This is a genomic window from Cupriavidus sp. TMH.W2 (assembly GCF_050847365.1).
Taxonomy (GTDB): domain Bacteria; phylum Pseudomonadota; class Gammaproteobacteria; order Burkholderiales; family Burkholderiaceae; genus Cupriavidus.
In genome coordinates this window covers 2,719,040-2,741,985 of sequence record NZ_CP193792.1, presented here as the reverse complement: position 1 = coordinate 2,741,985, position 22,946 = coordinate 2,719,040, and the positions used below count along the sequence as shown (strand labels likewise).

Below are 22,946 nucleotides of genomic sequence, written 5' to 3'. Positions count from 1 at the left end.
CGAATGGCCGGGACCGGCGAACCCGTGGCGATGTTGCTGACCGCGGAATAGAAAAGTTGAAAGACATGACCGATTGCGGCCACCGGCATATGCCAGCCGCCAGCAGCGAGTTGGAAGCCCCAATTGAACCGAGATGCGAGCTGATCATCCTTTGCTCCAGTACGGCGAGACTTTTTTCGCACAGCAGCCGTTGAGGCTGGTTAAAGGCATCGTAGGTGGCTATATTGCCTATCCGATTGCACACCGTATGGAGCGACGCAATGTGACCGCCAAGGTTGCGGAGCTCCGCCACCATTACAAGTTACCGTTCCCGCAACGTCGCGCCATAGCCTTCCAGCGGTTGCGCGATATCCTGCGCTTTGCTGGCTCAACGGTGCCGTATTACGGAGACCTGTTCCGGGCGCTTTCGTTCGATCCCGATAAAGTCACTGATGCGCGCCAGCTCGAAGTACTCCCCTACCTGACGAAGGACATCATCCGCGAACAGGGTAACCGGTTGCTCTCAAGGCCGCTTGAGGACCTTCGTCATCACGCTTGCAAGACTGGTGGTTCCACCGGTCTGTCGTGCACAATCTTCTACGACCAGCCCGCTGCAGACCATTCCTCGGCTGTGACGTATTTCGCCCGCCAGGCGATCGGCAAGTTGCGCCATCGTTCGGAGCTGCACTTTGCGTGCCGTTTCCCCAACGATCCAGTTCCGCAATGGCCGTCGCGCGAAGACTTCAAATGCTTCGCGATGAACCGCAGCAATATCTTTTTCGATCGTATCGATGACGTCGGCCTCGAGGAAATCTGGACGACGCTGAAGCGGCGCAAGCCCTATCTCGTTCACGCGCATCCGTCGACGATCCATGCGCTGGCCGTCTATGTTCAACGTCGGTATGGCGGCGGCAAAACATTTGACGTGTTCGAGTCGAGCGGTGAACTGCTCGAGCCAAAGGCGCGCGAACTAATTGCGTCGGCATTGCGTTGCCGCGTGGTGGATCGTTACGGACTGGCCGAACTGGGCGTGATGGCTTATGAATTGAACGGTTCCGGAAAGGGCTTGCAGGTCCTCGAGTCGGAAGGCTGGCCCGAGAGTCGGCCGCTTTCCGACAACGTCGATGGCGCGCATGAGCTCGTTTTCACCGGTTTCCGTAACAAGCTCATGCCGTTGATCCGTTATGCCACCGGTGACCTTGCAACTGTTGAAGAGCGTCCGGATGCGTTCGTCCTGACCAATATCACGGGCCGTATTCACGATGTCGTCCCGATCAATGGCGTCGACTACCCCACCCATCATATTCAGGACATTCTTGATCATCGAGTCGGCGGAATTCAGGAGTTCCAGATCGACCTGCGCACGATGCCACCGACGCTGAGGCTGGTGCTCGAACCGTGGGCTAATCCCGACGAGACTCGCCAGAAGCTCAAGACATTCTGGCCGTCGGGATTCGATATTGCCTACGTTGGTCACGAGGACTTCGTGCGTGTGGGGCGCCGCGCAAAGTTCAGGCATGTGGTGACAGCATGATCGGCGTATTGTTCGCGCAACCGTCGAGTACAGCGGGCCGGCTTGTTGCTGCGGCACTGCGCCGATCGGTCAGCCGTGCGCAAGTCGCGCTGGCTGGGCACGGCGCACTCGATGCCAGTTATCCGATACTCGCTGCTGTCGATTTGCCCGATTCCTGGGGGGACTTGCTGGTCGGCTGGCTGCGCGGCGGGAGCCGGAAGCTGATCCTCTTCGGCACGGTTCCGCCTGTATTGGCGGACAGGCTCGGCTGGACATCCGTTGAATGGCTGGAGTCGCTCCCCGAGGCTTGCCGCAGCAAGGCGGCACCGAGTCGTGCCTGGTGCGCCAGCTCTGCAGTTGTGGCCTATAGCGAGCGCGCCGCAATATTGGGCGGGGCGCAATGGGAAAGGGCCTTCGAGCGATTCGATTTCACCGACGAGTGGAATAACCTTGGCTTCGGCGCAATCCGGGCCGATGGTTCGCCCTGGGCTGTCTCTCGCGCGATGGACACAGCTGCTGATGAAATTGCCGCTGTCACTGTCGACGGCGTTCGTGCCGGTTCGTATGCGGCACTGGGGGAGTTGGCCGACGCGAGCGTGTTGTGGTTCAACCGTCCGGTTGGGCCTTGCGATTCATTCGAATGGCGGATTGTTGAGGCGTTCCTCGCGAACCATCGCGCGGAGAGGTTGCCATGCCAACCAGTTCTGAGCGAGATACCTTGGGGCTATGATGCTGCGATCACATCGCGGCTGGATTGCGACGAGGACGTGGAATCCGCGCGCCCATTGCGGGATGCCTATCGGGACATGAATGTGCCGTTCAGCCTGGCAGTCCACACGAGCAATCTGGCCGATCCCCGCAATACTCCGCTGCTTAATGAGTTGCTCGCCCAAGGCGGTGCGCTCCTGTCGCACACAGCTACTCATGCGCCTAATTGGGGTGGCAGTTACGAGGCCGCTTTGCAGGAAGGCTCGCAGTCCGTCATCCGCATCCGTGAGGCAACAGGATGCCATGTGCGCTACGCCGTTTCGCCGTTCCATCAGTCACCCGGCTATGCGCTCCATGCGCTGGCGGATGTAGGCTACCAAGGTTGCATCGGGGGCATCATCCGCAATGATCCCGAATTCGTTCTCGCGCGCGGGGGCGAACTAGCCGGGCTACCAGTCGGCTTCATCGGGCATAGCCAGCAGTGCATGCTGCATGGCGAATGCATGCTGGCGGAAGGCGATCCGCTGGCGATCTTCAAGCAAGCATTTGATATTGCCAGGGAAGCACGCACACTGTTCGGCTACCTCGATCACCCGTTCTCCGAGCGCTACGCCTATGGCTGGCAGGATGAGCAGAGTCGGATCGACGCGCATCGCGCGCTAGTTGCCTATATTCGCCAGACGACCGATAAGCCGCTCTTCATGAATGAGGATATCGCCATGGACTTCCTGCGCGCCAAGTCGTTGACGCAGGTCATCGCTGGAGACGATGGCTACGGCATCGCGGCGGCACCGTTACGTGTCGGCGATCTCGGGCTCGCGGTCGAATACAAGGGCCATCGCTTGCCGGTATCAAAGGAGTTGTGCTTGCCATGAAGGTCATGGTCGTCATGGGCACGCGCCCGGAAGTCATCAAGCTCGCTCCGGTGATTACGGCTCTGCGTCCGCTGGTTGATATTGTTGTTTGTAGCAGCGGCCAGCATCGCGAGATGCTCGAGCACGCCATGTCGTTTTTTTCGCTCAAGCCAGACTTGCGGTACGACGCGATGGTTCCAGGCCAGTCACTGAATGCGCTGACTGCGCGTCTGATTGCGCAGTTCGACACGGCATTGGAGGAAGAGCGGCCAGATTGGGTGCTCGTGCAAGGGGACACGACTACGGCGCTGTGCGCAGGCTTGGCAGCTTTCCATCGAGGGATCAATGTCGGGCACGTGGAGGCAGGCCTGCGCACCGGCGACCTTGCGAGCCCGTTTCCAGAGGAGGCGAACCGGAGTCTGCTTGGCCGTATTGCCACGCGGCATTTCGCGCCGACTGCGCGCGCACGCGCGAGCCTTCTCAGCGAAGGTGTTCGCGACGACGCGATTGTCGTGACCGGCAATACGGTTGTTGATGCCATTAACGCAGTGCGCCGGAGTTGGAGCGTAGCACCGCCGTTTGTTCCGGCGGAGCTTGTCGCGCTGGAGGGCGGAGCACCCCAGGTTCTCGTGACCTGCCATCGTCGGGAGAATCATGGCGAGGTGTTGCTTGCTATCTGCCGGATGCTCAGACGGCTCTGCGCACGGTATTCGGATCATCAGTGGGTGTTCCCGGTCCACTTGAACCCAAAGGTCCGGAAGCCGGTGCTCGAAGAGCTGTCGGGCATTGCGAATCTCATACTGCTTGATCCGGTAGACTATCCGACCAGCCTCTATCTGATCAGCCGAAGTGTGCTGGTTGTCAGCGATTCTGGCGGGATCCAGGAGGAGGCCCCCACGTTTGGCGTGCCTACAGTTGTCATGCGCGACGCAACCGAGCGAATGGAAGGCATCGATGCTGGCTATGCCACATTGGCCGGGCGGTCCGATATCAGCATTGAGCAGGAAGTGATTCGCTGGCTCGAAGAGCCCGCGCGCCGGGCGGCACTGGCGGGCAGAAGCAATCCCTACGGCGATGGCCGCGCCGCGGAACGGATCGTGGCGAGCCTGACTGGACAACCAATGGAGGCGTTCCTTGGGTAGCCATCAAACGTCCGGCGCCGTTGGCGATTGCGTGCTGTTCTCGACGGCCGATTGGGACGAGCCATACTGGACCAACAAGCAGCACATGGCGCGCGTTTTTGCGCGTATGGGCTGGCGCGTTCTCTATGTGGAGAGCGTTGGGCTCCGTGCGCCGCGCATGGCGAGCCAGCGCGACTGGGGTCGCCTCTGGCGCCGGCTCTGGCGAGGCGTGCAGTCAATATTGGTCGGTGCACCTAGGCGCGATAGCAATATATGGGTGTTTTCGCCATTAGTGGTGCCTGCGCTCCATCACTGGCCGCTGGTTCGCCGCTTCAATCAGGCATTGCTGAGCATTGGCATCGGGCGCTTCGCGAGCGTGCTCGGCTTTCGCAAGCCGCTGGTCTGGACATATCACCCATTCATGATGGATGCCGTTGGCGGGCTGCAACGTGGAGCGCTCGTCTACCATTGCGTTGATGACCTGGCTGCAATTCCCGGCGTCGATGTGGACGCATTCAGCACCGCGGAGCGTCGCCTGCTGGCCGGTTGCGATGTGGTGTTCGCCACAGCAATGTCGCTAAAGGAACGATGTGAGCCGTTCAATCCGAACACGCACTTTCTTGCCAACGTTGTGGACGCTCAACATTTCGGCAGGGCGCTCGAACCAGGGCAGTTGCCAGCAGAGCTGATTGAGATTCCCGAGCCGCGCATCGTCTACCACGGCGTGCTATCTGACTTCAAGGTTGATTTCAGTCTGCTTCTTGCGGCAGCGCGCGCTCGGTCTGACTGGCAGTGGGTCTTCATCGGGGAGGAACGTGAGGGCCAGCGTAGTGAGTTGGTCGCGGAACTTGCGCAACTGGCCAATGTGCATTTTCTGGGTTACCGCAGCTATGCGCGGTTGCCGGACTACCTTCGCGCCATGCAAGTTGGTTTGCTGCCGTCACTGATTAACGACTACACGAAGTCCATGTTCCCGATGAAGTTTTTCGAGTACCTTGCGGCCGGCCTGCCAGTCGTTTCGACGCCCCTCGCATTTACCGAGGCACGTTTGGAAGGCCTCGAAGTCGGCGCCGATGCCGACAGCTTTATCGTGGCAATTGAAAATCAGCTCGCGCGTGGCAGGTTGAGCCGCGATGAGTCATGTCATTTCGTCGGCGACAATACCTGGGACGCCCGTACCATCAAGATGCTCGAAACGGTACGCAGTATGGAGGGTCACGCATGAACCGCATGCTCACGCCTGCTTTTCCCCATGGACGTGCTGGCGCTGGTGGCACAGCTGCAAGGCCGCTTCGCGTGCTGCACATCTATCGCACTTACTTTCCGGATCCTCCGGGCGGCCTTCAGGAGGCTATCCGGCAAATCGCGCTGTCCTGCTCGGAACGGGGAATCGAATCGCGAATTTTCACCCTGTCGCCGACACCGGATCCCAAAGTGGTGAGCTTGCCTGAGGCGCAGGTGGTTCGTACCAGGTCGTGGGCGGCACCTGCTTCCTGCGATCTCGGTGGGCCCCACTCCCTGCTCCGCTTTCGCGCGCTCGAGCGTTGGGCTGATGTGCTTCACTTTCATTTCCCCTGGCCGTTCGGCGACGTGCTGCGCATGCTCGGCCGAAGAAACAAGCCGGCGGTGATGACCTATCATTCGGATATCGTCCGCCAGCGGTATCTGGGGATGCTATACAGGCCGCTAATGCGGCGAATGCTCGACTCGATGGATGCGGTCGTTGCGACTTCCCCCACATATGCACGCACGAGCCCGGTGCTCGGGGCGATGGTGAAAAAGGGGCTGCTGCATGCGATTCCGCTTGGTATCGGGGACTACGCTAGTGCGACGCCGACATCGAACGACGCGGCGTTACTTGCGCGCTTTGGACTAGATGATGATTGCGCCGGCGCCCCGGTTTTCTTGGCGCTGGGCGTGCTTCGCTACTACAAGGGACTGCACACGCTGATCGAAGCCGCACGCGATGTGCCGGCAAGGATTGTGATCGCAGGATCCGGCCCTGAGATGGAACGCCTGAGGGCGCTGGCTGTGCAGCATCACGCTGAGCGGGTTGTATTTGCCGGTCAGGTTTCCGACGCGGAGAAGATCGCACTATTACGCCGCTGCCGTGCACTTGTGCTGCCGTCGCAACTCCGATCAGAGGCATTCGGCATGGTACTGGTCGAAGCCGCGATGTTCGGAAAACCGATGGTTTGCTGTGAAATAGGTAGTGGCACATCGTTCGTGAACGAGCACGGTGTGACCGGTCTTGTGGTTCCGCCGGAGGCGCCTGTTGAATTGGCCGCGGCGCTGCGCCAGTTGCTGGCTGATTCGGCACTTGCCGCAAGGATGGGCGAGGCCGCGCGCGAACGATATTTGCGCTTGTTTTCGGGCACGGCGCTTGGCAAGGCTTATGACGATCTATACCGGAAGGTCGCGCAGACGCGTTACGTTGCGCACAGGTTCACCGATGAAGAACGCGGGGCGGAGGGCGCATGTTGACCCGCAATGCCGAACAATCGGCAAGCCTGACCGCGATACGAATGAAGGCACTATTTTCGACCTATCCAATGGCATTCCACACCCCTGGTGGTGGGGAAATCCAGTTGCTGGCGTACCAACGCAATCTTCCGCGCTTCGGTATCGACGTCACGTTGTTTGACCCTTGGAATCCACGCTTCCTCGATCACGAACTGGTTCATTTCTTTTCGTGTGTGGGCGGGTCCGTCCATTACTGCAATTTTGTCCGGCAACTGGGCTTGCCGCTGGTCGTGTCGTCCAGCTTGTGGGTTACCGAAGAGACCGCACACCTGTATCCGATGGCCGAGATCGCACACCAGTTTTCGCTGGCCGATCGTGTCATTGCGAACTCCGAGATTGAATGCGACACGCTCGCGCGAGTATTCGATCAGCCCCGCGAACGCTTCGTCTCGGTGCTCAACGGTGTAGAGCCGATGTTCTATGAGGCGGTTTCGCCTCAACTGTTCCGCGAACATTTCGACATCGGCAGCGCCTTTGTGCTCAATGTCGGGAATATGGAACCGCGCAAGAACCAGCTTTCGCTGGTGCGGGCGATGAAAGCTTTCCCCGATCGTAAGCTCGTTCTGATTGGCCACCAGCGCGATCCGGCCTACGCGCGCCAATGCCTGGAGGAGGGCGGCAACCAGGTGGCCTATCTGGGCCCCCTCCCACATGATTCCCTGCTGTTGCGCTCGGCCTATGCGGCCTGTGAAATATTCTGCCTGCCCAGTACGCTTGAAACGCCCGGCCTCGCAGCTCTCGAGGCCTACGCAGCCAACTGCCGCATTGCTGTTACCCAAGTTGGGTCTACCTGTGAGTATTTCGGCGACGACGCGGCCTATCTGGATCCGGCCGATACCCAAAGTATCGTTCGTGCAATCCTGGCCGCCATCGGTGGTTCAATTGGATCCAGTCAGCATACCCCGACGCGGGACTTTCGCTGGCCAGCTGTGCTTGAACCCATGGCGACAATCTATAGCTCTGTGATTACGAAATGAAAATCCAACTGAAAGCATTCAGGAACGTCGAGGCCGCCACGGAAGCCGCGTTCCAGTGGCAGGCAATCTCCGGGGATCCTCAATTCCTGATAGAGGGCTGGGAGCAGATGCGAGAGCAGGTTGTACGGTTCTCATTCAGGCTTGCCACCAAGCATCTGCGCCGTTCGCCCTGCGTGCTCTATGTTGATGTCGGTGCGGGCCTGTCGGAGCACGGTGCTATCTATTTCAATGTCGATCCTGATGGTTTTGTAGATCAGGAGATCGTTTTCCCGGCGTCGCTGGGTGGTTTGCGATTCGATGCCGTTTCGCATCCGGGCTTGTTCTCGGTGCTTGATCTGCGTATCGAGATTGTCAGCGGTGTCGATCAGGCCGGCCCCGACTCGCGGCGCATAGTTGTGACGGATAAGAATATTGGCAATGGTTCGGGCTGGGCAGGAGATCAGGTTGCTCTGAGCTACGACCAGTGGATCGAGAACAACGAGCCGTCGCCGGCGAACTACCCGCGCTATCGTGAATGCGCTGCGCGTTGGGCGCAGCAGCCGCTGATCAGCATTGCGATGCCGACCTACAACACGCCGGCGCAATGGCTCCAGAAGGCCATCGAGTCCGTCGTCGCGCAGGTCTACGATCGCTGGGAGCTTTGCGTCGCGGACGACTGTTCGGCCGAGCCGCATGTTCGCGCAATGCTCGACGCCTATGCCGCACGCGATCCGCGCATCAAGGTGACTTATCGCGAGACCAACGGTCACATCAGTGCGGCGAGCAATACCGCACTCGAGATGGCGACGGGCGAGTATGTCGGCCTGCTGGATCACGACGACGAGCTACATCCACTCGCACTGTTCCATATGGTCGAAGCAATCAACGCAAGGCGGGATGCCGTGCTGATCTACAGCGACGAGGACAAGATTTCCGTGGAAGGTGTCCGCTCGGAGCCTTACTTCAAGTGCGATCTCAACTATGCGCTCTTCCTGAGCCAGAATATGATCTGCCACTTCTCCGTCTACAAGGCTGCCGCGTTGCGTGAATTGGGAGGATTTCGCGTAGGCTTTGAGGGTGCGCAGGACTATGACCTCGCGTTGCGCGTGATGGATGCCTACGGCATGGAAGCCGTGCACCATGTGCCCAGGGTTTTGTATCACTGGAGACTGATTCCACAGAGCACCGCGTCGAGCCACGAGGCCAAGCCCTATGCTTCCACAGCGGCGCAGCGCGCGATCGGCGAGCACCTCGTGCGCATTGGCGTGTCGGGCACGGTAGAGCCCGCGCCGCGCGCGAGCGGATTCAACAAGGTTGTCTATTCCCTGCCGGAAGATCTGCCCCGTGTGGAGATCATCATCCCGACGCGCGACGCGGCAGTTCTCGTGCGCCAGTGTATCGATTCGATCCGTGAGAAAACCACGTACGAGAACTATATGATCACGATCATCGACAATGGCTCGACCGAACAGTCGACATTCGACCTGTTTGCGTCCTATGCCAGCGACGCACACATCCGCGTTTCGCGTGACGAATCCCCCTTTAACTATTCGAGGATCAATAACCGCGTGGCATTGGCGAGCGAGGCCGAATTCATCTGTCTGATGAACAATGACATCGAAGTCATTGACCCGGATTGGCTTACCGAGATGGTGTCATTGGCGGTTCAGGACAAGGTCGGTGCGGTGGGTGCCAAGCTGCTCTATCCCGATGATACGGTTCAGCACGCCGGCGTGATCGTCGGTCTGGGAGGCGTAGCCGGGCACTCGCACAAGCATTCGCCGCGCCACGCCCCAGGCTATTTCTATCGGACGCTGCTGCGCAGCGACATGAGCGCCGTGACGGCCGCCTGCCTGCTGATTCGCGCATCGATCTACAAGGAGATTGGCGGTCTCGACGAGCAGTTGGAAGTCGCCTTCAATGATGTCGACTTCTGCTTGCGTGTGCAGCGGGCGGGCTATCGCAACGTGTGGACGCCGTATGCCGAGCTTTATCATCACGAATCGGCGTCGCGCGGATATGAGGATACGCCCGAGAAGAAGGCGCGCTTTGACCGCGAGATTGCCTTCGTCAAATCTCGTTGGGGTGAGAAGCTCTTAAATGACCGCTGCTACTCCCCCAATCTTACTCTGGATTCGGAAGACTTCGCGATTGCCATGTATTCGCGTGTCTCCGGTTCGCATTGAACGAGCATGAAGTCGAATATTACCGGTTGGCTTGCCGAATACCGGCACCCCCTCGAAAGTGCACCCTTCGCGTTACCCAGCGCGATCTATTTCCTGATTAAGTTCCGGGCTGATTTGGCGCACTTCGAAAGCCGCACCGTTCGTGGGCGGATGGTGCTGTATTTCTGGTGGAAGGCCCTCGGCCGAAAAGACTATCCGGACTTCGATTGGGAACTCCGCGAACAGGATGTGGCATTTCTACATCAGTTCGATAGCAAGACGCTGATAGCAGAATTTCCGGAATGCGTAGCGCTATGGCTGCGCAGCTCGGCGCCGGATGTTCTAGATCCCGAACCCCTGATTCGTGCACTGAGCGAGCGGCGCCCCATTGCCGGTAGCGGCATGGAGGAATTCCCGCGCTTTCTGGACCTGATCATCAACAGCAGACCGGACCTGCGCCGCACGTTGGACCTGTCTACACTCGCCGGTCAACTTGCGGCGATGAATTGGTGGGAATCGCACGGACGCGAAGAGTACTCGCGCCTCAATTGGACCTCGACTGCGATATGGCGACACCTGAATGAGCCCGCCGGTGCTCCGATGGCGCTGGGGATGCCTGCACCTCGATTTCTCCCAATGCTTCTGGCCGAACGGCCAGACCTCGAGCCCGTACTTACGACGAACACGCTGCTCGGAATGTTCGCATGCGTGGACTGGTGGGAGCGGCATGGTAAGCAAGAGTATCCTCGTCTCAGTTGGTCCACTGCAGCCATTTGGACCGGGATGAATGAGATCGAGCGCATCGACGCACAGACCGGGCTGCGGCTACCCCTTTTTCTCGAAACTCTGTTGGCCGAGCGTACGGACCTCCCGATTTCGATGAGGATTGACTCCGTTACGGGCCTGTTCGAATGTGCGAACTGGTGGGAGCGTCATGGGCGGCATGAGTATTCGAAACTGGCCTGGAGTACAACGCCCCTTTGGGACTATCTGAACGCCGTGGTTAACGACGCGATGGCCGTCTTGAGGTTGCCGCGTTTCCTTAGTGTCCTGTCTGATCTGCGTGCCGATTTGCGAAGCGCGATGCATACAGATACGGTAAGTGGGCAGTTGGCATGCTGCGAATGGTGGAACAGCCACGGCCACAATGAATATCCGATGCTCGAATGGTCGGAGGGCGGGCAATGGGAGCAGCTGCTAGAGCCATATCGAGCAGAGGGCCTCCCTACACCATTGCCAAGGTTCCTCTACGCGCTGTGGCTGGAGCGCTCGGATCTACGAGCAGTTTTCGACCTAAGCGACAAGGAGAGTGTGTGCGGACTTGTGCGTTGGTGGCAGAGTAACGGACGGGGGGAGTACAACGCATTGGCTGGCGCCGTTGTTCAGTTCGATATCCAGCGCGATCAATATGTAGGAACGGCTACGCAGCGCCTCGGTGCACCACCTTTTGGCGTCAACATTGTTGGATTCCCTCAGGGCTCACTTGGATTAGGGGAGGACGCACGAACCGCGGCGCACGTATTCGAGCGGTTGTCGGTCCCGGTGGTGCTAGTCAATGCGCCAATGGTGGGGCCGGAAAAGCGCGACCATTCTGTCGATCACCTGCTCAGTGTCGATCTGCGTTACGGCGTAACCCTGTTCTGCCTGCCGCCACCGGAGATGATCCGCCTTGCGCTCGAGGGCGGCCGCCGGATCATCGATTCCAATACGTACAAAATTGGCGCATGGCCGTGGGAGCTGCCCCATTGGCCCCAGGCATTCGGTCAGGTGCATGGCTTCGTAGATGAGATCTGGGCACAGAGCCGTTTCGTCGAGACGGTCTATACGCGTCTTGGCCACTCGCGTGTAGTCCATATGCCGATGGCCGTTGAGATCCCAAAGCCAGTGAACCCGGATCGTCAGCGCTTTGGAATGGCTGAAGATCGCTTCCTGTTCTATCTGATGTTTGACGGTAACTCCTGGCTCAGCCGCAAGAACCCAATAGCAGGCGTGCAGGCTTTTCAGAAGGCATTCGGCTCGGACAACGAGCCGGTCGGCCTTGTTATCAAGGCAATGAACGTGCGCGACTCCGATCCGACCTGGCAAGGTGTTCTACGGATGGCGGAAGTGGATCCACGTATTCAGATCGTGTCCGAACACATGAGCCGACAGGACTCGGTCGATTTCATGGCCGCTTGTGATGCATACATCTCGCTACACCGCAGCGAAGGCTTTGGGCGCGTGATCGCCGAAGCCATGGGTCTGGGCCAACCTGTCGTAGCGACCAATTTCTCCGGCAATGTCGACTTCTGCGACCCGCAGACGTCGTACCTTGTGGATGGAGAACTCGTTCCGTTGCGTGCTGGCGAGTATCTGTTCAATGAAGGCCAGTACTGGTGTGATCCAGACGTGTCGATTGCCGCTCAACAGCTTCGCCGGCTTTATGAAATTCCCGAGGAGCGCGCGCGCATTGCGGCCGCTGGTCAAGAACGCATCAAAGACTGTTACTCGCTTGCTGCGGTCGCACGCATTTACGAGGCGCGCTTGAAAGACATCGTCGCGGCAGGTGCAGTACCCGGAAGTCCGCAATGAGGCTGATGATCTGCGCTATCGACATTTTCGCCGGCGACGCCGTTGGCAATCATTGCCTCGGCATTGCGCGCAGCGCGCAGCGCTCTGGCTGGGAGGTGCGGTTGTATGCGCGCAATTTCGATATCGGCGTCGCGGACATCCACCCGGTTGATGCATTGTTTGACGAGATCGGTCCCGAGGATCTACTGCTGGTGAGCTATTCCATTGTCGATTCGCAGCTCGACATGCTTCTGGCGCTGCCGAATCGCAAGCTTTGCTATTTTCATGGTGTCACGGATCCTGAGCTGCTTCAGGAGTTCGAGCCGCGCACGGCCGAACTTTGCTCGGAGGCAATCCGGCAGTTGCCACGCCTCGTTGGATTCGACGTGCTCGTGGCAAACTCGCACTTCACAGCAAGCAGCCTGGCACAGGCCGTGGACAATCAACCGGTGCATGTCATACCGCCGGTGTTCGCCGACTTGCCGGGCTTCGAACGCAGGCGCCCGCGCACCCGATCGAACGGCCGTCCGAACCTGCTGATGGTAGGGCGCGTGGTGCCGCACAAGCGGATCGAAGACGCGCTGGAGGTCCTGCAAGTCCTCCGGTACAGTAACGTTGGGGTATCGCTGTCGATCGTCGGCAGTACGCCCAACCACGAGTATTTGCGTTTCCTGATCAATCGTGCCCGTGCGCTGGGTATTCTGGAGTATCTGGATTTCAAAGGGGTGCTCGATGACGAAGACCTGCTCGATTGCTTCGAGGACAGCGAAGCCATTTTGGTCATGAGCCGTCACGAGGGCTTCTGCGTGCCGGTGCTTGAAGCGATGTTCAGGGGCATGCCTGCGCTTGTCCGGGGTGGTACGGCTGCCGAGGAGCTGTGCGATCCTGGGGACGTCTACGCGCCGGACGCGACTGCTGGCGAGTGGGCCGCTGGCGTCGCCCGGCACCTGGATGGGTCCTCAGTTGACCGCGCGGCGCGCGTTTCGCGCGCATTGGGTGTGCTGGACAGGGCATCGGATGCGCACTGGGCGGAAGTGCTGGCCTTTGCCATGGAGGGAAGTCGCAAATGAACGGCATGAAGTTCTTGCTTACCACTTACAGCACGGCTTTCACCACCAGCGGCGGTGGCGAGTCGGAAATGGTGCAGGTGGCGGAGATCCTCAACGCATCAGGTGTCCACGCGGATATCTATGGCATCGGCAGCCGCCCATTCAGCTTCTATGACGGAATCATGCATTTCTCGGTTCACGCCGATGGCGATGCGATGATCCGTGAGGCCCGGCACCGAAACAAGCCAATTTTCCTGTGGCCGAATGTCTGGTGGAACGAGCCGCCGTCGCAATCAGAAGTCGACCGGATAGAGGGCATCAGCGGCATGGTGCAGATGCTGCTGTTCAAATCCGAGTCTGAGTTGCAGAACTTCAGTCGTTACGTGAACTTGCCTGACGGCAAGGCGGAGGTCGTCCCGGCCTGCGTGTCCCAGCGCTTTCTCTCACCGGTTGACAAGGACTTGGCCTCTGCGGTGTGCGGGGCGAGCGACTACGCGCTTTGTCTTGGTTTGATCGAGCCGATCAAGAACCAGCTGCGACTTATTCGCGCCCTGAACATGTTGGGCATGGATGGTGTGTTTGTCGGCGGTGCTCGCGACGACGCGTACAACCGGCAATGCGTGGAGGAAGCGCACGGCCGCATCGTATTCCTGCCGTTTGTGCAGCCGTGCAGTGCGTTGCTTCGGTCGATCATCGACAACTGCAGCGTGATGGTAGAGGTTAGCAGCGACCCGCCCGGGCGGTCCAGCCTGGAAGGCGCGATCATGAAGAAGCCGATGATCATGGAAGATGGTCCTTGGCAACGGGAGCACTTTGGCGGTGATGTCTGGTATGCGCCGCCGGACTCCGCTGAGGCGCTGGCGACCACGATCAGGGCGAGTCTCGTGGATGCCGATCGGGAGCGCAAGATCCAGGCAACATACGAACGCACGGTGAACCGGCACTCCGCAGAGGTGATCGGGCGCCAGCTTGCCGAGCTGCTGGAAAAAGAGGATATCTGACATGGACAGGATTCCTCGCCTGCTGGTTGTCCAGCGTATCTCCCTCTCTCACGACAAGCTGATGTCGCGGTCAATAGCGGCACGTTTTGGTCCGCTGCTGACCTACATGGCCAACGCGGGACTGATCGAGTGGGAAGAGATAGTTGAAGGCGATGTGACGATCAGCCAATTGCGGCGCTTCGATGCCGTACTCTTCAACAAGCACACCTCGACGCGAGCAGTCGACATTATGAAGATGGCCAACGACCTCGGGTTGAAGACCATTTACGATATGGACGACTGGATCATCGACTTGCCGATGTACAGCGTCACCGACCTGAGCGACGATTTGCTCGCTAACATCATTTGGATGGTGCGCCATGCTTCCGTGGCGACCGTATCGAATCGTGTTCTCCAGGAACGCCTCAGGCGCATTCGGCCGTCTGTGGTGATTATTCCGAACGGATTCGATCATCGGTCGATCGCAAGTGCCGACGGCGAATGGCAGGAGGCTCGTCCGCCGCGGATCCTGTTCTCCAATACAGACGGTATCAAGCTGGTCCATTTCAAGAAAGGCTTTCTTCAGGTCATCGCGGATTTCATGGAAAGCCATCCGGAAGCGGAGCTTGATTTCTGGGGAGACCGCTTTCCGGAAATGTCACGCATCCCGCGTTTGCGCGCACGCGGTTTCCTCGACAATACTGGGTATAAGCGTGCGATCCGCAATGCCGGCTATCTCTTCGCAATCGTTCCCCTGGGAGGACGCGAGGATCCGGATGCGTTGTTCTTCAACAGCTGCAAATCCTGTATCAAGTACATCGATTACGGCAGTCTTGGCATCCCGGGAATCTACTCTCGCACGCCGGTCTACGAGGATGCGATCACGCACCGCCAGACTGCCATGCTGGTAGAGAACAATATGGGCGAGTGGTCCGAGGCGATGGAGGAGCTGTATCGAGATGGAACGCTGCGCAACGCACTGCGACAGAAAGCGCATGCGGATACGCGCGCCCGATTCGGGCTTGATCGCCCCGCGCGGACGTTCATGGAACTGCTGGCGCACGGTGCGCAATAACGGTGTAACTGAGGATTGCATGGACCTGTTGATCATTCGTCATGGCCAATCGAATGCAAACGCCAATGGCCTGTTGATTTCCAATGACCAGGACGAGCTGTCCGCGTTGGGGCGAAGCCAGTCGGAATGCTTGCGTGACACTCTTGCGCAGTACGACTATGCACCCTCGCGCGTCATTAGTAGCCCCTGGCGCCGGGCGAGGCAGACTGCTGAGACGGTGTTCAATGCCGCGGAGATTGCATTCGACGCACGCCTGGCCGAAACACATCCCGGCGTTTTTGGAACGTGGCTCGAGCGCGACTTCAATTCCGCCTATCCCGATTTCCATCGCGATATCCGCAATACCTATGAGGGCGGCGAGTCGCATTGGGACATGACGGTGCGTGTTCGCGCGTGGACGGACGAGACTGTGATGCTCAGAATCGCCGAGGCCGGCCTGCTGGCCGTGGTCGCTCATGGCGGGCCAATCAGCGTTATCCTGCAGCACTTGCTGGGCGTGCCAATCGAATCACATTATCCGACCTTCACCGTGCCCAATGCCTCCTTCACTTACTTGAAGTGGCGCGCGGACCTGAATCGCTTCTGCGTTGAGAGGCTTGGGCACGTATGAGCGCCGATATCGCGATCTTTGAGCCGGTTTTCGCGGAAGGAGCGCAACTCGTCGAGCCCGCCTTTCTGCCGCTTCGGTTCGAGAACGCACGGCCCGAGTGGCGCGAATTCCAGATCCTAATCGATCTCTACCGGAACGGCGCGCATCGGCGCCACCGGTATATGGGGCTGTTTTCGCCCAAGTTCGGCTTGAAGGCTGGGATTTCCGGGGAGCGTTTCTTGAGCTTCGTGCAGGAGAATGACTCGGTTGATGTCGTGTTCATCAATCCGTTCCCGCAGATCGCCTACTGGTCCTACAACGTCTGGACGCAGGGCGAGTACGCTCATCCTGGGATTGCCGACGCCGCGCAGGCCTTGCTTGACGCGAGCGGAGTGGCCATGGATGTGCGTCATGCTCCCCGCAATGACTTCCGTACTCTGGTCTATTGCAATTTCTGGGTCGGTAGCCAAGCCTTCTGGGATCAATACCTGGGAGGCGTGCTGGAGCCCATCGCTCGTTTTCTTGAGGGTTGGCCCGATCATCCCGCCGCACTCGGCGTGATGCAGGAAACGGCCCATACCGATAGGGCGCCGTATCTGCCTTTCGTGATTGAAAGGCTGCTTAGCACCTATTTGGCGGTCCATCCCGAGCTCAAAGCGCGAGCTTACGCGTTCGATCAAGAGCAGGTTGAGTCATACTGCGTCAATTCATTCGAGCGCCTGCTTTTTCAGCGCTTGCGCGATGACGTAAATGCTGCCGACAGGGATGGCTTCTTCACGCCGGAGCTGAAGAAGCGCATGGATCTTGCCTGCAGCCTTTGGCAGCAGCATTTCTTTGATTACTTTGCGACACGGCCGCATCCGCATACAGGGCGGGTGGTGGAGAGTTTCGGCACTATCGCGGACGGGTTGAGATAGCGGCAGGAACAGCGGCAGGCTGCGCTAATGCGTCTTTTGTAGGTTTGTGCGGACCATTCGTCGGTGATGTGAACGGTTACCACGTTAGAATTCCTATCTCTAGAATGAAGCAGAAAATCCGGATAGATCCAATGGGTTTTGTCGAGCGGAACTCGGCCATGGTCGCTACGCGCCAGCGCGGCTCTTGGGTGCTGACCGCTGCTGCAGCGCTCTTGACCTGCTTGCTCCTGATACCTGTGGCGCCATTGATGCCTAGCGCCGGACTTGATCCATCATGGACTCTGGTGCTGAACGAGGCCGTCGCCAAGCGCATGGTTTTTGGGCGCGACGTAATTTTCACCTTCGGTCCATACGGTTCGGTCTACACGCATGTTTTTCATCCCGCGACTGAAGCGCTGATGCTGGGCGGCAGCGCTCTGGTCGCGCTGGGTCTCATGTCAGGATTCTGGTTGCTTGCCTTCCCATACCGGGTGGCACGGCTGGTCTTCGTGCCGGTCGCTGTGGCGCTGTGCCAATTGAAGGATGGTATTTTCCTCGTCCTGCCGCTGCTATTGCTCCTCGCGGTCTTCCGCCTCACTAACGCATCCGGGGAGCGCGAGGCCGTCCCAGGCGACAGCACGACCCGCATTGCGATGACGCTGATCGCGGCAGCCGTCGGGCTGCTACCTTTGATAAAGGGTAGCTTGGGCGGTATCGCCGGCGCTGCGGTCGGTCTGTCGGTTCTCCTTTATCTCGTATCGGGCCGGGTGTCGCAGGCGATCACGTTGGCTGCGGTCGTGGCTGCATCGACGGTCATTGGATGGGTGCTCTCCGGGCAGCCGGTTGGCGCGCTACCTAGTTTTTTCGTGTCGCAGGAGCCGATTATCTCGGGGTATACCGGAGCAATGTCGCTCGAAGGCGATACATCTGAGATCGCCATCTGGCTTGTCGCGGCAACCGCATTCGTGCTGGCTCTTGCTGGAACGCTCAAGGGCGCCTCAAAGGTGCGCCAGGCCTGCACGTTGCTGGGCATTCTTTTTTTTGTATTCGTCACTTTCAAGGCTGCCTTTGTGAGGCATGACGGACACAGCCTGATCGCGGCCAACGCGTTGTTATTTATGACGCTTATTGTGCTGATGACAACGCGCGGCCGGAGCACGCTTGCTGTGGCGGCCATTTGCCTTAGCGCCTCCTGGATGGTCAATCAATCGGCCTCCGGGGAATCCCTCCCGGAAAGTGCCGGCCGTCTGAAGCGCTCCATCATCGGTGACGCACGTGCGTTGTCCTCCCGTTTGTCAGGCACGCAAGATCTGCGCGGTGATTTCAAAAAGAGCAATCGCGAGATCCTCCGCAACGCGCACTTCCGCGTGCTCGCAGGCTCCGCTGATGTCTATCCAACAGAGCTGGCTCCGGTGCTTGCATCTGGGCAGCCTTGGGCGGGGCGCCCTGTGCCCCAGAGCTATTCGTCCTATACCGGGACGCTGCTCGAGAAGGACGCCGGCCATCTCACCGGCCCCGGTGCGCCAGAGCATATCTATTTCACGATCGCCCCCATTGACGGCCGCCTACCGTCACAAGACGATTCACTCAGTTGGCCGTTGCTGCTGAGCCGCTACCGAATTATTGACTTCAATGGGATCTTTCTCACGCTGGCTCGGGAGGATGGGAAGCTGGCGCAATTCGGCCCTGAGCGGCAGCAGACAACCAAGGACGGCGAATCCGTGATGGTGGCCAATGATACGGATCTGCTCTGGGCGAAGGTAGACCTGCGCCTGACCCCGATTGGCAAGCTTATGCTCGGGCTTTACAAGCTGCCTCCGGTGGAGATTGAGCTGGCCCTGCGTGACGGCACGATGGTTACGCACCGCCTAATCCCTGACATTGCCCGTCACGGGTTACTCTTATCACCATATGTTTCATCGGCAGGTGATTTCTTGAGTGTCGCCGGCGGTGGCGAGACCCGTCACGTCCGCTCCTTCCGCATCCTGACAGGCGAATCGGTCTACTGGCAGCGCGATATTGCAGTGTCGACCAGCGAGCTCACAATCTCGCGGCAGCCGGGTGCGCTGAAGCTATTGGCGGTGCGGCCGGCGCAGCCGCTTGCGCCCCATTCGGCGAACTGCGCGCTGGACCGCATCGAGCGTCGTGAAGACGGCCGTATTCATGCGGCTGGTTGGATAACCCCGTCAATCGACAAAGGGATCAATCCGGAGAAGATTTGGGCGGTTGTTCAGGTCGCCGATGGTAGCGTCACAACATTCCAGTTGCCCGTGTCCGATCGTCCTGATGTGGCGGTCGCATTCCGCAAGCCAGTGATGAACAAGACTGGCTTCGACACGACTGTCGACGTGTCCAGCCTGAATGGGGAACTGGAGTTCTCGGTGAGAGCGGAGGCGGGAGGCCTCTTGTATGAGTGCCGGAACCGCGCCACCGTCAAATGAAAGCATGCGCCAGCCAACGCACCGGCGCATTGCGGCCGTACTGACAATTTAGCCGCTAGCGGAACGTGAAGCGCTTGTGGCCGATATAGCTAGTGAACACGGGCACCGCTACCCCAACCATGTGCGCAATTTCCTTGCTGTGCCACATCATGCCCAGCGCAGGCAGTACGCGGTACGCCAACAAAACGCTTACAGCCCAAGTCTGGATTACCGCGGCAATATTGACCAAGGTGAAGATCAGCGCCGAACGTCCTGTCGACTGCGTGGAAGTGGTGAAGACGAACATTTTGGCCAGCACGAACGCCGTCACCATGCCAGTCAAGTAAGCGAGCACAATCGCGTACGAGTAGGGCATCCACAGATTGTAGGCAATGCGGCTCGTCCAGTTGACGGCGGCGGCAAAGCCGCCGGTCAGCAGAAACAGCAGAAAGGTCCGCGACTGCATCAACACATCCTTGCCATCTTGCGCGAGAGGCCGATGCTTTCTGAGATACCGCGGTCTTCGGGATAGTAGTATGAGGTATCGGCGACGAGCAGGCCTTTCACGGGCAGTTGGATCGGCGGCAGGCGGTTGAGATAGCCTGGCTCACAGATCGGCTGCGCGAAGCGGTAGCGGCTCGCACGCACAGCGATGAAGTCCGATTCCGTCAGCGCCGGATTGATCCGCTTCAGGTACGACTTCACCTTCTCGATGAAAACGACATCCGGTTCCTGATATTTTGGATGCTCGCCCGGGACGTAGTACGGTACGTAGACGATGTGGCTGTCCATCGGTCGCAGATTGGTGTACTCGACGATACCCGGGATATCCATGTCGGGGTCATTGACGTTCAGCCAGAAGTTCTCCGTAACTGCCTTCTTCAGCTTGGCGATCACGCACACCACGGCTACGTTCTTGACGCTGGAGAACTTGCCCAGCACGTCGGGGGGAAGGTCAGGCATGATGCGCGGCACGTAAGGCAGCGGTACCGTGCTGATGACCGTGTCATACGAATCGAGTCCATCTTTGGTCTGAATCCCCTTGACTGCGCCGTTCTCCATGACCACACGCTGCACCGGCGTCGAAAGGCGAAACTCGCCGCCGCCAGCGACGATGGCATCGCGCATGGCGTTCAGCAGCGTGTCGGAGCCACCCTCCAGATAGCCGAGCTTCTCGTGGAACAGGTTGTAGCGCGACCGGCCAATCCGGCGGATGCGGCTCCAGATCCAGGCGGCGGAGAGGTTGTAAGCGTTGTCGTAGAACTTATAGTCGAACAGTCGGCGCCAGAGCACTTCCCAGGCCTCTTCGCCAATCCACCGGCGAATCCAGCCGCTCGCCTCGACTTTGTCCAGAGAGCGCCAGTCATCACGCTTGGTGGAGAGGAATGCGTGGAACCCGTAGCGGAACTTGGCAATCCAGCCGAGGCCTTTGAACTTCAGCAGGGCTACCGGGTTGCCCCAGGGTTGCACATGACCCTGGTAGTAGTAGCCCATCTTGGTCTCGCGCCATTGCAGCTTGTCGCTCAGACCGAGTTCGCCGAGCATCTCGAAAAAGGCGACGTCCGATGTGGCGTGGAAGTGATAGTAGCGCTCAATCGACGTACCGCCGAAATCGAAGCAGGCCGCCATGCCGCCGACGCGGTCGTCGGCCTCGTACACGATGGGCTTATGGCCATCCTTGACGAGCTGGTAAGCGGCGCCCAGGCCCATCGGACCTGCGCCAAGTACGGCGATGCGTTGCGCCATTTAGAACTCCAGGACCACGCTGCTATAGCGCGGATCGTTAAAGGTTTCGTCGATTGCTCTTTTGAACGGTGTGGAGGATACGCCGAAGATGCCGGGCCAGTCGATCACTTCGAACTCGTCTTTTGCACTCAGCGCCGCGAGTTGCTGGGTTGTGAACGGCGGGTTCTTGTCAAACCGTGACCAGGTCCAGAGGAGCGAGTAGAAGAGACCGTAGGGAATACGGATGATCGGCGTCTTTGCCCGCGTGGCGCGCTTGATCTCACGAATGATGTCGATGTAGTCGACTTTCTCGTGGCCCGAGATATTGTAGACGCCTGCACCGCGGCGGTGCTCGATGCAGCTGATGATGATGCGGCAGAAGTCACCCACGTAGAGGGGCTGGCGCATATAGCGGCCATCGCCGGGGATCGGGAACACCGGCACCTTTTTCATGAAGCGCGACAGCCAGCCGAGATGCTTGCGGTCGAACCAACCGAACATCAGCGTCGGGCGCAGGATCGGGCAGGGAATGCCGCTGGCCAGGACGATCTCCTCTTGCTCCTTTTTGCTGCGTGTGTAGAAATCATCGGCGACTGACTCGACCACGGAAGAGCTGATGTGCACAAGATACGGGACGTTGTTCGATCTGATCGAGTCGAGGATGACTCGCGTCGAGTCAACGTTATTACGCACGAATTCCTGCCAGTCAATGCCGCCGATCTGGGCCTGCAGCATGACAACTACCGAAGCGCCTTCGAAGTGCTTCAGCCAGGCGCCGGGCACCGACACGTCGACGCATTCGACGAGCACGTCGGGCTGGGTCTTTCTGAGGACTTCTACGTTCGCACTGTGCTTGTCAAGCACAATGATGTTGTTGTAGCCCAAGTCTTTCAGGCGGGCCACAAGGTTTTGTCCAACTAGGCCGGCTCCGCCCGGGAGGATGATCTTCTCATTCAGGTTCTTCACACTTCGCCTCGGTCAGTGATGTTCGCTTCGTCTTGCAGTCCGCTAAGGGGCAAGTCATCGGGAGGCAAGAACTCCCCCGTATGCTGCCGCTATGCAGAGCGGAGCCTTGCATTCAAATGTCCATCTTGCTAAACACAACCCCCGGCAAATGCCGGATCACCATCATGATCACCGCCCATTTCCCCGGTGCGTAGACCACCGGCTTGCCCGCTCGCATCCCGTCGACGATGCATTTCGCGACGTCTTCAACTCGGGCCATCTTGCCGGCCTGCGCCGTCATGTGGGCGGTCATCGGCGTGGCGGTGGGTCCGGGTTTGATCAGCACGACTTTCACGCCGTTGCGGCCGCTCAGTGCCATGCGGTGCTGCAGGCCCTGGGCGTAGCGCGTGACCAGTCCCTTGGCGGCGCCATAGACATAGTTGGACTTGCGCCCACGGTCGCCGGCGACCGAGCCGATGATGCCTAGCGTGCCACGGTTGGCGCTGGCCATGTGGCCGGCGAAGGCTTCGGCGAACAGGACCGGCGAGATGCCGTTGACGGTCAGCGCTTCGCTGGCGGTGCCGAGATCCTGCTGGCATTGTGCTTGGTCGGGCAGCGAGCCGTGCGCGATCAGCACGATGTCTAACGGGCCATCGGCAGCGAGCGTGTCGGCAAGCTGGCCGACTGCGGTCGGGTCGGTGAACCCGGTCTCGACAATGCGAATCGCCGCGCGGGGGCCGCGTACCTGGAGATCGGCGGCGATGCGTTCGGCCTTCTCACGGTTGCGTACCACAAGCGTTAATTCGGCCCCCGGTTCGGCGGCCCATGTGCGTGCGCAGTGCTCGGCGATCGAGGATGTTGCGCCGACGATGACGATTCGCTTTCTGTGGTCTTGCAA

General features: G+C 59.4%; 18 protein-coding genes. 14 read left to right on the top strand and 4 right to left on the bottom strand.

Features of this window, described 5'->3' with window-relative positions:
- Nucleotides 1–133 precede the first annotated feature (133 nt).
- From ACREYQ_RS12590 to ACREYQ_RS12525, 14 genes are all read left to right on the top strand, one after another.
- Nucleotides 134–1,513 (top strand): phenylacetate--CoA ligase family protein, encoded by a 1,380-nt coding sequence (locus tag ACREYQ_RS12590; protein WP_432257921.1) that lies wholly within the window; start codon nt 134–136, stop codon nt 1,511–1,513.
- Nucleotides 1,510–3,075, top strand: coding sequence for a polysaccharide deacetylase (locus ACREYQ_RS12585; RefSeq protein WP_432257920.1), 1,566 nt, complete (start codon nt 1,510–1,512; stop codon nt 3,073–3,075). The genes ACREYQ_RS12590 and ACREYQ_RS12585 overlap by 4 nt, the downstream gene beginning before the upstream one ends.
- Nucleotides 3,072–4,196: a non-hydrolyzing UDP-N-acetylglucosamine 2-epimerase gene (gene wecB / locus ACREYQ_RS12580; RefSeq protein WP_432257919.1), complete on the top strand. Its 1,125-nt coding sequence runs from the start codon at nt 3,072–3,074 to the stop codon at nt 4,194–4,196. The genes ACREYQ_RS12585 and wecB overlap by 4 nt, the downstream gene beginning before the upstream one ends.
- Before the next feature lie 85 nt (nt 4,197–4,281).
- Complete coding sequence (locus ACREYQ_RS12575; protein WP_432260410.1) at nt 4,282–5,400, top strand: glycosyltransferase; 1,119 nt, start codon at nt 4,282–4,284, stop codon at nt 5,398–5,400.
- 5 nt (nt 5,401–5,405) lie between these two features.
- Complete coding sequence (locus tag ACREYQ_RS12570; RefSeq protein ID WP_432260409.1) at nt 5,406–6,659, top strand: glycosyltransferase; 1,254 nt, start codon at nt 5,406–5,408, stop codon at nt 6,657–6,659.
- A 41-nt stretch (nt 6,660–6,700) separates the two neighbouring features.
- Nucleotides 6,701–7,675, top strand: a complete 975-nt coding sequence (locus ACREYQ_RS12565) for a glycosyltransferase family 4 protein (protein ID WP_432260408.1) — start codon at nt 6,701–6,703, stop codon at nt 7,673–7,675.
- A complete protein-coding gene (locus tag ACREYQ_RS12560; RefSeq protein ID WP_432257918.1) occupies nt 7,672–9,840 on the top strand; it encodes a glycosyltransferase family 2 protein in 2,169 nt (722 codons plus the stop codon). Before ACREYQ_RS12565 ends, ACREYQ_RS12560 begins: the two co-directional genes overlap by 4 nt.
- A 6-nt stretch (nt 9,841–9,846) precedes the next feature.
- Nucleotides 9,847–12,390, top strand: a complete 2,544-nt coding sequence (locus ACREYQ_RS12555) for a glycosyltransferase family 4 protein (protein ID WP_432257917.1) — start codon at nt 9,847–9,849, stop codon at nt 12,388–12,390.
- The gene (locus ACREYQ_RS12550) at nt 12,387–13,439 is read left to right on the top strand and encodes a glycosyltransferase family 4 protein (protein ID WP_432257916.1); all 1,053 of its coding nucleotides are present in this window, start codon (nt 12,387–12,389) and stop codon (nt 13,437–13,439) included. The genes ACREYQ_RS12555 and ACREYQ_RS12550 overlap by 4 nt, the downstream gene beginning before the upstream one ends.
- The gene (locus ACREYQ_RS12545) at nt 13,436–14,419 is read left to right on the top strand and encodes a glycosyltransferase family 4 protein (protein ID WP_432257915.1); all 984 of its coding nucleotides are present in this window, start codon (nt 13,436–13,438) and stop codon (nt 14,417–14,419) included. The genes ACREYQ_RS12550 and ACREYQ_RS12545 overlap by 4 nt, the downstream gene beginning before the upstream one ends.
- Before the next feature lies 1 nt (nt 14,420).
- Nucleotides 14,421–15,473: a glycosyltransferase family 1 protein gene (locus ACREYQ_RS12540; protein ID WP_432257914.1), complete on the top strand. Its 1,053-nt coding sequence runs from the start codon at nt 14,421–14,423 to the stop codon at nt 15,471–15,473.
- 19 nt (nt 15,474–15,492) lie between these two features.
- On the top strand, nt 15,493–16,083 hold the full coding sequence (locus tag ACREYQ_RS12535) for a histidine phosphatase family protein (protein WP_432257913.1): 591 nt from the start codon (nt 15,493–15,495) through the stop codon (nt 16,081–16,083).
- Nucleotides 16,080–16,979: a hypothetical protein gene (locus ACREYQ_RS12530; RefSeq protein ID WP_432257912.1), complete on the top strand. Its 900-nt coding sequence runs from the start codon at nt 16,080–16,082 to the stop codon at nt 16,977–16,979. The genes ACREYQ_RS12535 and ACREYQ_RS12530 overlap by 4 nt, the downstream gene beginning before the upstream one ends.
- A gap of 131 nt (nt 16,980–17,110) precedes the next feature.
- Nucleotides 17,111–19,399 (top strand): hypothetical protein, encoded by a 2,289-nt coding sequence (locus ACREYQ_RS12525; RefSeq protein WP_432257911.1) that lies wholly within the window; start codon nt 17,111–17,113, stop codon nt 19,397–19,399.
- Between the two features lie 55 nt (nt 19,400–19,454).
- Here the strand turns inward: ACREYQ_RS12525 and ACREYQ_RS12520 are convergent, their stop codons facing one another.
- From ACREYQ_RS12520 to ACREYQ_RS12505, 4 genes are all read right to left on the bottom strand, one after another.
- Nucleotides 19,455–19,844 carry a GtrA family protein gene (locus ACREYQ_RS12520; protein ID WP_432257910.1) on the bottom strand — a complete coding sequence of 130 codons (390 nt, stop codon included), beginning with the start codon at nt 19,842–19,844 and terminating at the stop codon, nt 19,455–19,457.
- Entirely contained in the window at nt 19,844–21,124 is a 1,281-nt protein-coding gene (locus ACREYQ_RS12515) for an NAD(P)/FAD-dependent oxidoreductase (protein ID WP_432257909.1), read from the bottom strand. Before ACREYQ_RS12515 ends, ACREYQ_RS12520 begins: the two co-directional genes overlap by 1 nt.
- The gene (locus ACREYQ_RS12510; protein WP_432260407.1) at nt 21,125–22,060 is read right to left on the bottom strand and encodes an NAD-dependent epimerase/dehydratase family protein; all 936 of its coding nucleotides are present in this window, start codon (nt 22,058–22,060) and stop codon (nt 21,125–21,127) included.
- A 121-nt stretch (nt 22,061–22,181) separates the two neighbouring features.
- Nucleotides 22,182–22,946 carry an SDR family NAD(P)-dependent oxidoreductase gene (locus ACREYQ_RS12505; RefSeq protein WP_432257908.1) on the bottom strand — a complete coding sequence of 255 codons (765 nt, stop codon included), beginning with the start codon at nt 22,944–22,946 and terminating at the stop codon, nt 22,182–22,184.

Excerpts from the sequence above, each read along its gene's own strand:
- ACREYQ_RS12520 (WP_432257910.1), bottom strand. The coding sequence starts at position 19,844 with ATGCAGTCGCGGACCTTTCTGCTGTTTCTGCTGACCGGCGGCTTTGCC.
- ACREYQ_RS12550 (WP_432257916.1), top strand. The coding sequence starts at position 12,387 with ATGAGGCTGATGATCTGCGCTATCGACATTTTCGCCGGCGACGCCGTT.
- ACREYQ_RS12560 (WP_432257918.1), top strand. The coding sequence starts at position 7,672 with ATGAAAATCCAACTGAAAGCATTCAGGAACGTCGAGGCCGCCACGGAA.
- ACREYQ_RS12540 (WP_432257914.1), top strand. The coding sequence starts at position 14,421 with ATGGACAGGATTCCTCGCCTGCTGGTTGTCCAGCGTATCTCCCTCTCT.
- ACREYQ_RS12535 (WP_432257913.1), top strand. The coding sequence starts at position 15,493 with ATGGACCTGTTGATCATTCGTCATGGCCAATCGAATGCAAACGCCAAT.
- wecB (WP_432257919.1), top strand. The coding sequence starts at position 3,072 with ATGAAGGTCATGGTCGTCATGGGCACGCGCCCGGAAGTCATCAAGCTC.
- ACREYQ_RS12575 (WP_432260410.1), top strand. The coding sequence starts at position 4,282 with ATGGCGCGCGTTTTTGCGCGTATGGGCTGGCGCGTTCTCTATGTGGAG.
- ACREYQ_RS12515 (WP_432257909.1), bottom strand. The coding sequence starts at position 21,124 with ATGGCGCAACGCATCGCCGTACTTGGCGCAGGTCCGATGGGCCTGGGC.
- ACREYQ_RS12525 (WP_432257911.1), top strand. The coding sequence starts at position 17,111 with ATGGGTTTTGTCGAGCGGAACTCGGCCATGGTCGCTACGCGCCAGCGC.
- ACREYQ_RS12585 (WP_432257920.1), top strand. The coding sequence starts at position 1,510 with ATGATCGGCGTATTGTTCGCGCAACCGTCGAGTACAGCGGGCCGGCTT.
- ACREYQ_RS12545 (WP_432257915.1), top strand. The coding sequence starts at position 13,436 with ATGAACGGCATGAAGTTCTTGCTTACCACTTACAGCACGGCTTTCACC.
- ACREYQ_RS12555 (WP_432257917.1), top strand. The coding sequence starts at position 9,847 with ATGAAGTCGAATATTACCGGTTGGCTTGCCGAATACCGGCACCCCCTC.
- ACREYQ_RS12530 (WP_432257912.1), top strand. The coding sequence starts at position 16,080 with ATGAGCGCCGATATCGCGATCTTTGAGCCGGTTTTCGCGGAAGGAGCG.
- ACREYQ_RS12590 (WP_432257921.1), top strand. The coding sequence starts at position 134 with ATGCGAGCTGATCATCCTTTGCTCCAGTACGGCGAGACTTTTTTCGCA.
- ACREYQ_RS12565 (WP_432260408.1), top strand. The coding sequence starts at position 6,701 with ATGAAGGCACTATTTTCGACCTATCCAATGGCATTCCACACCCCTGGT.
- ACREYQ_RS12570 (WP_432260409.1), top strand. The coding sequence starts at position 5,406 with ATGCTCACGCCTGCTTTTCCCCATGGACGTGCTGGCGCTGGTGGCACA.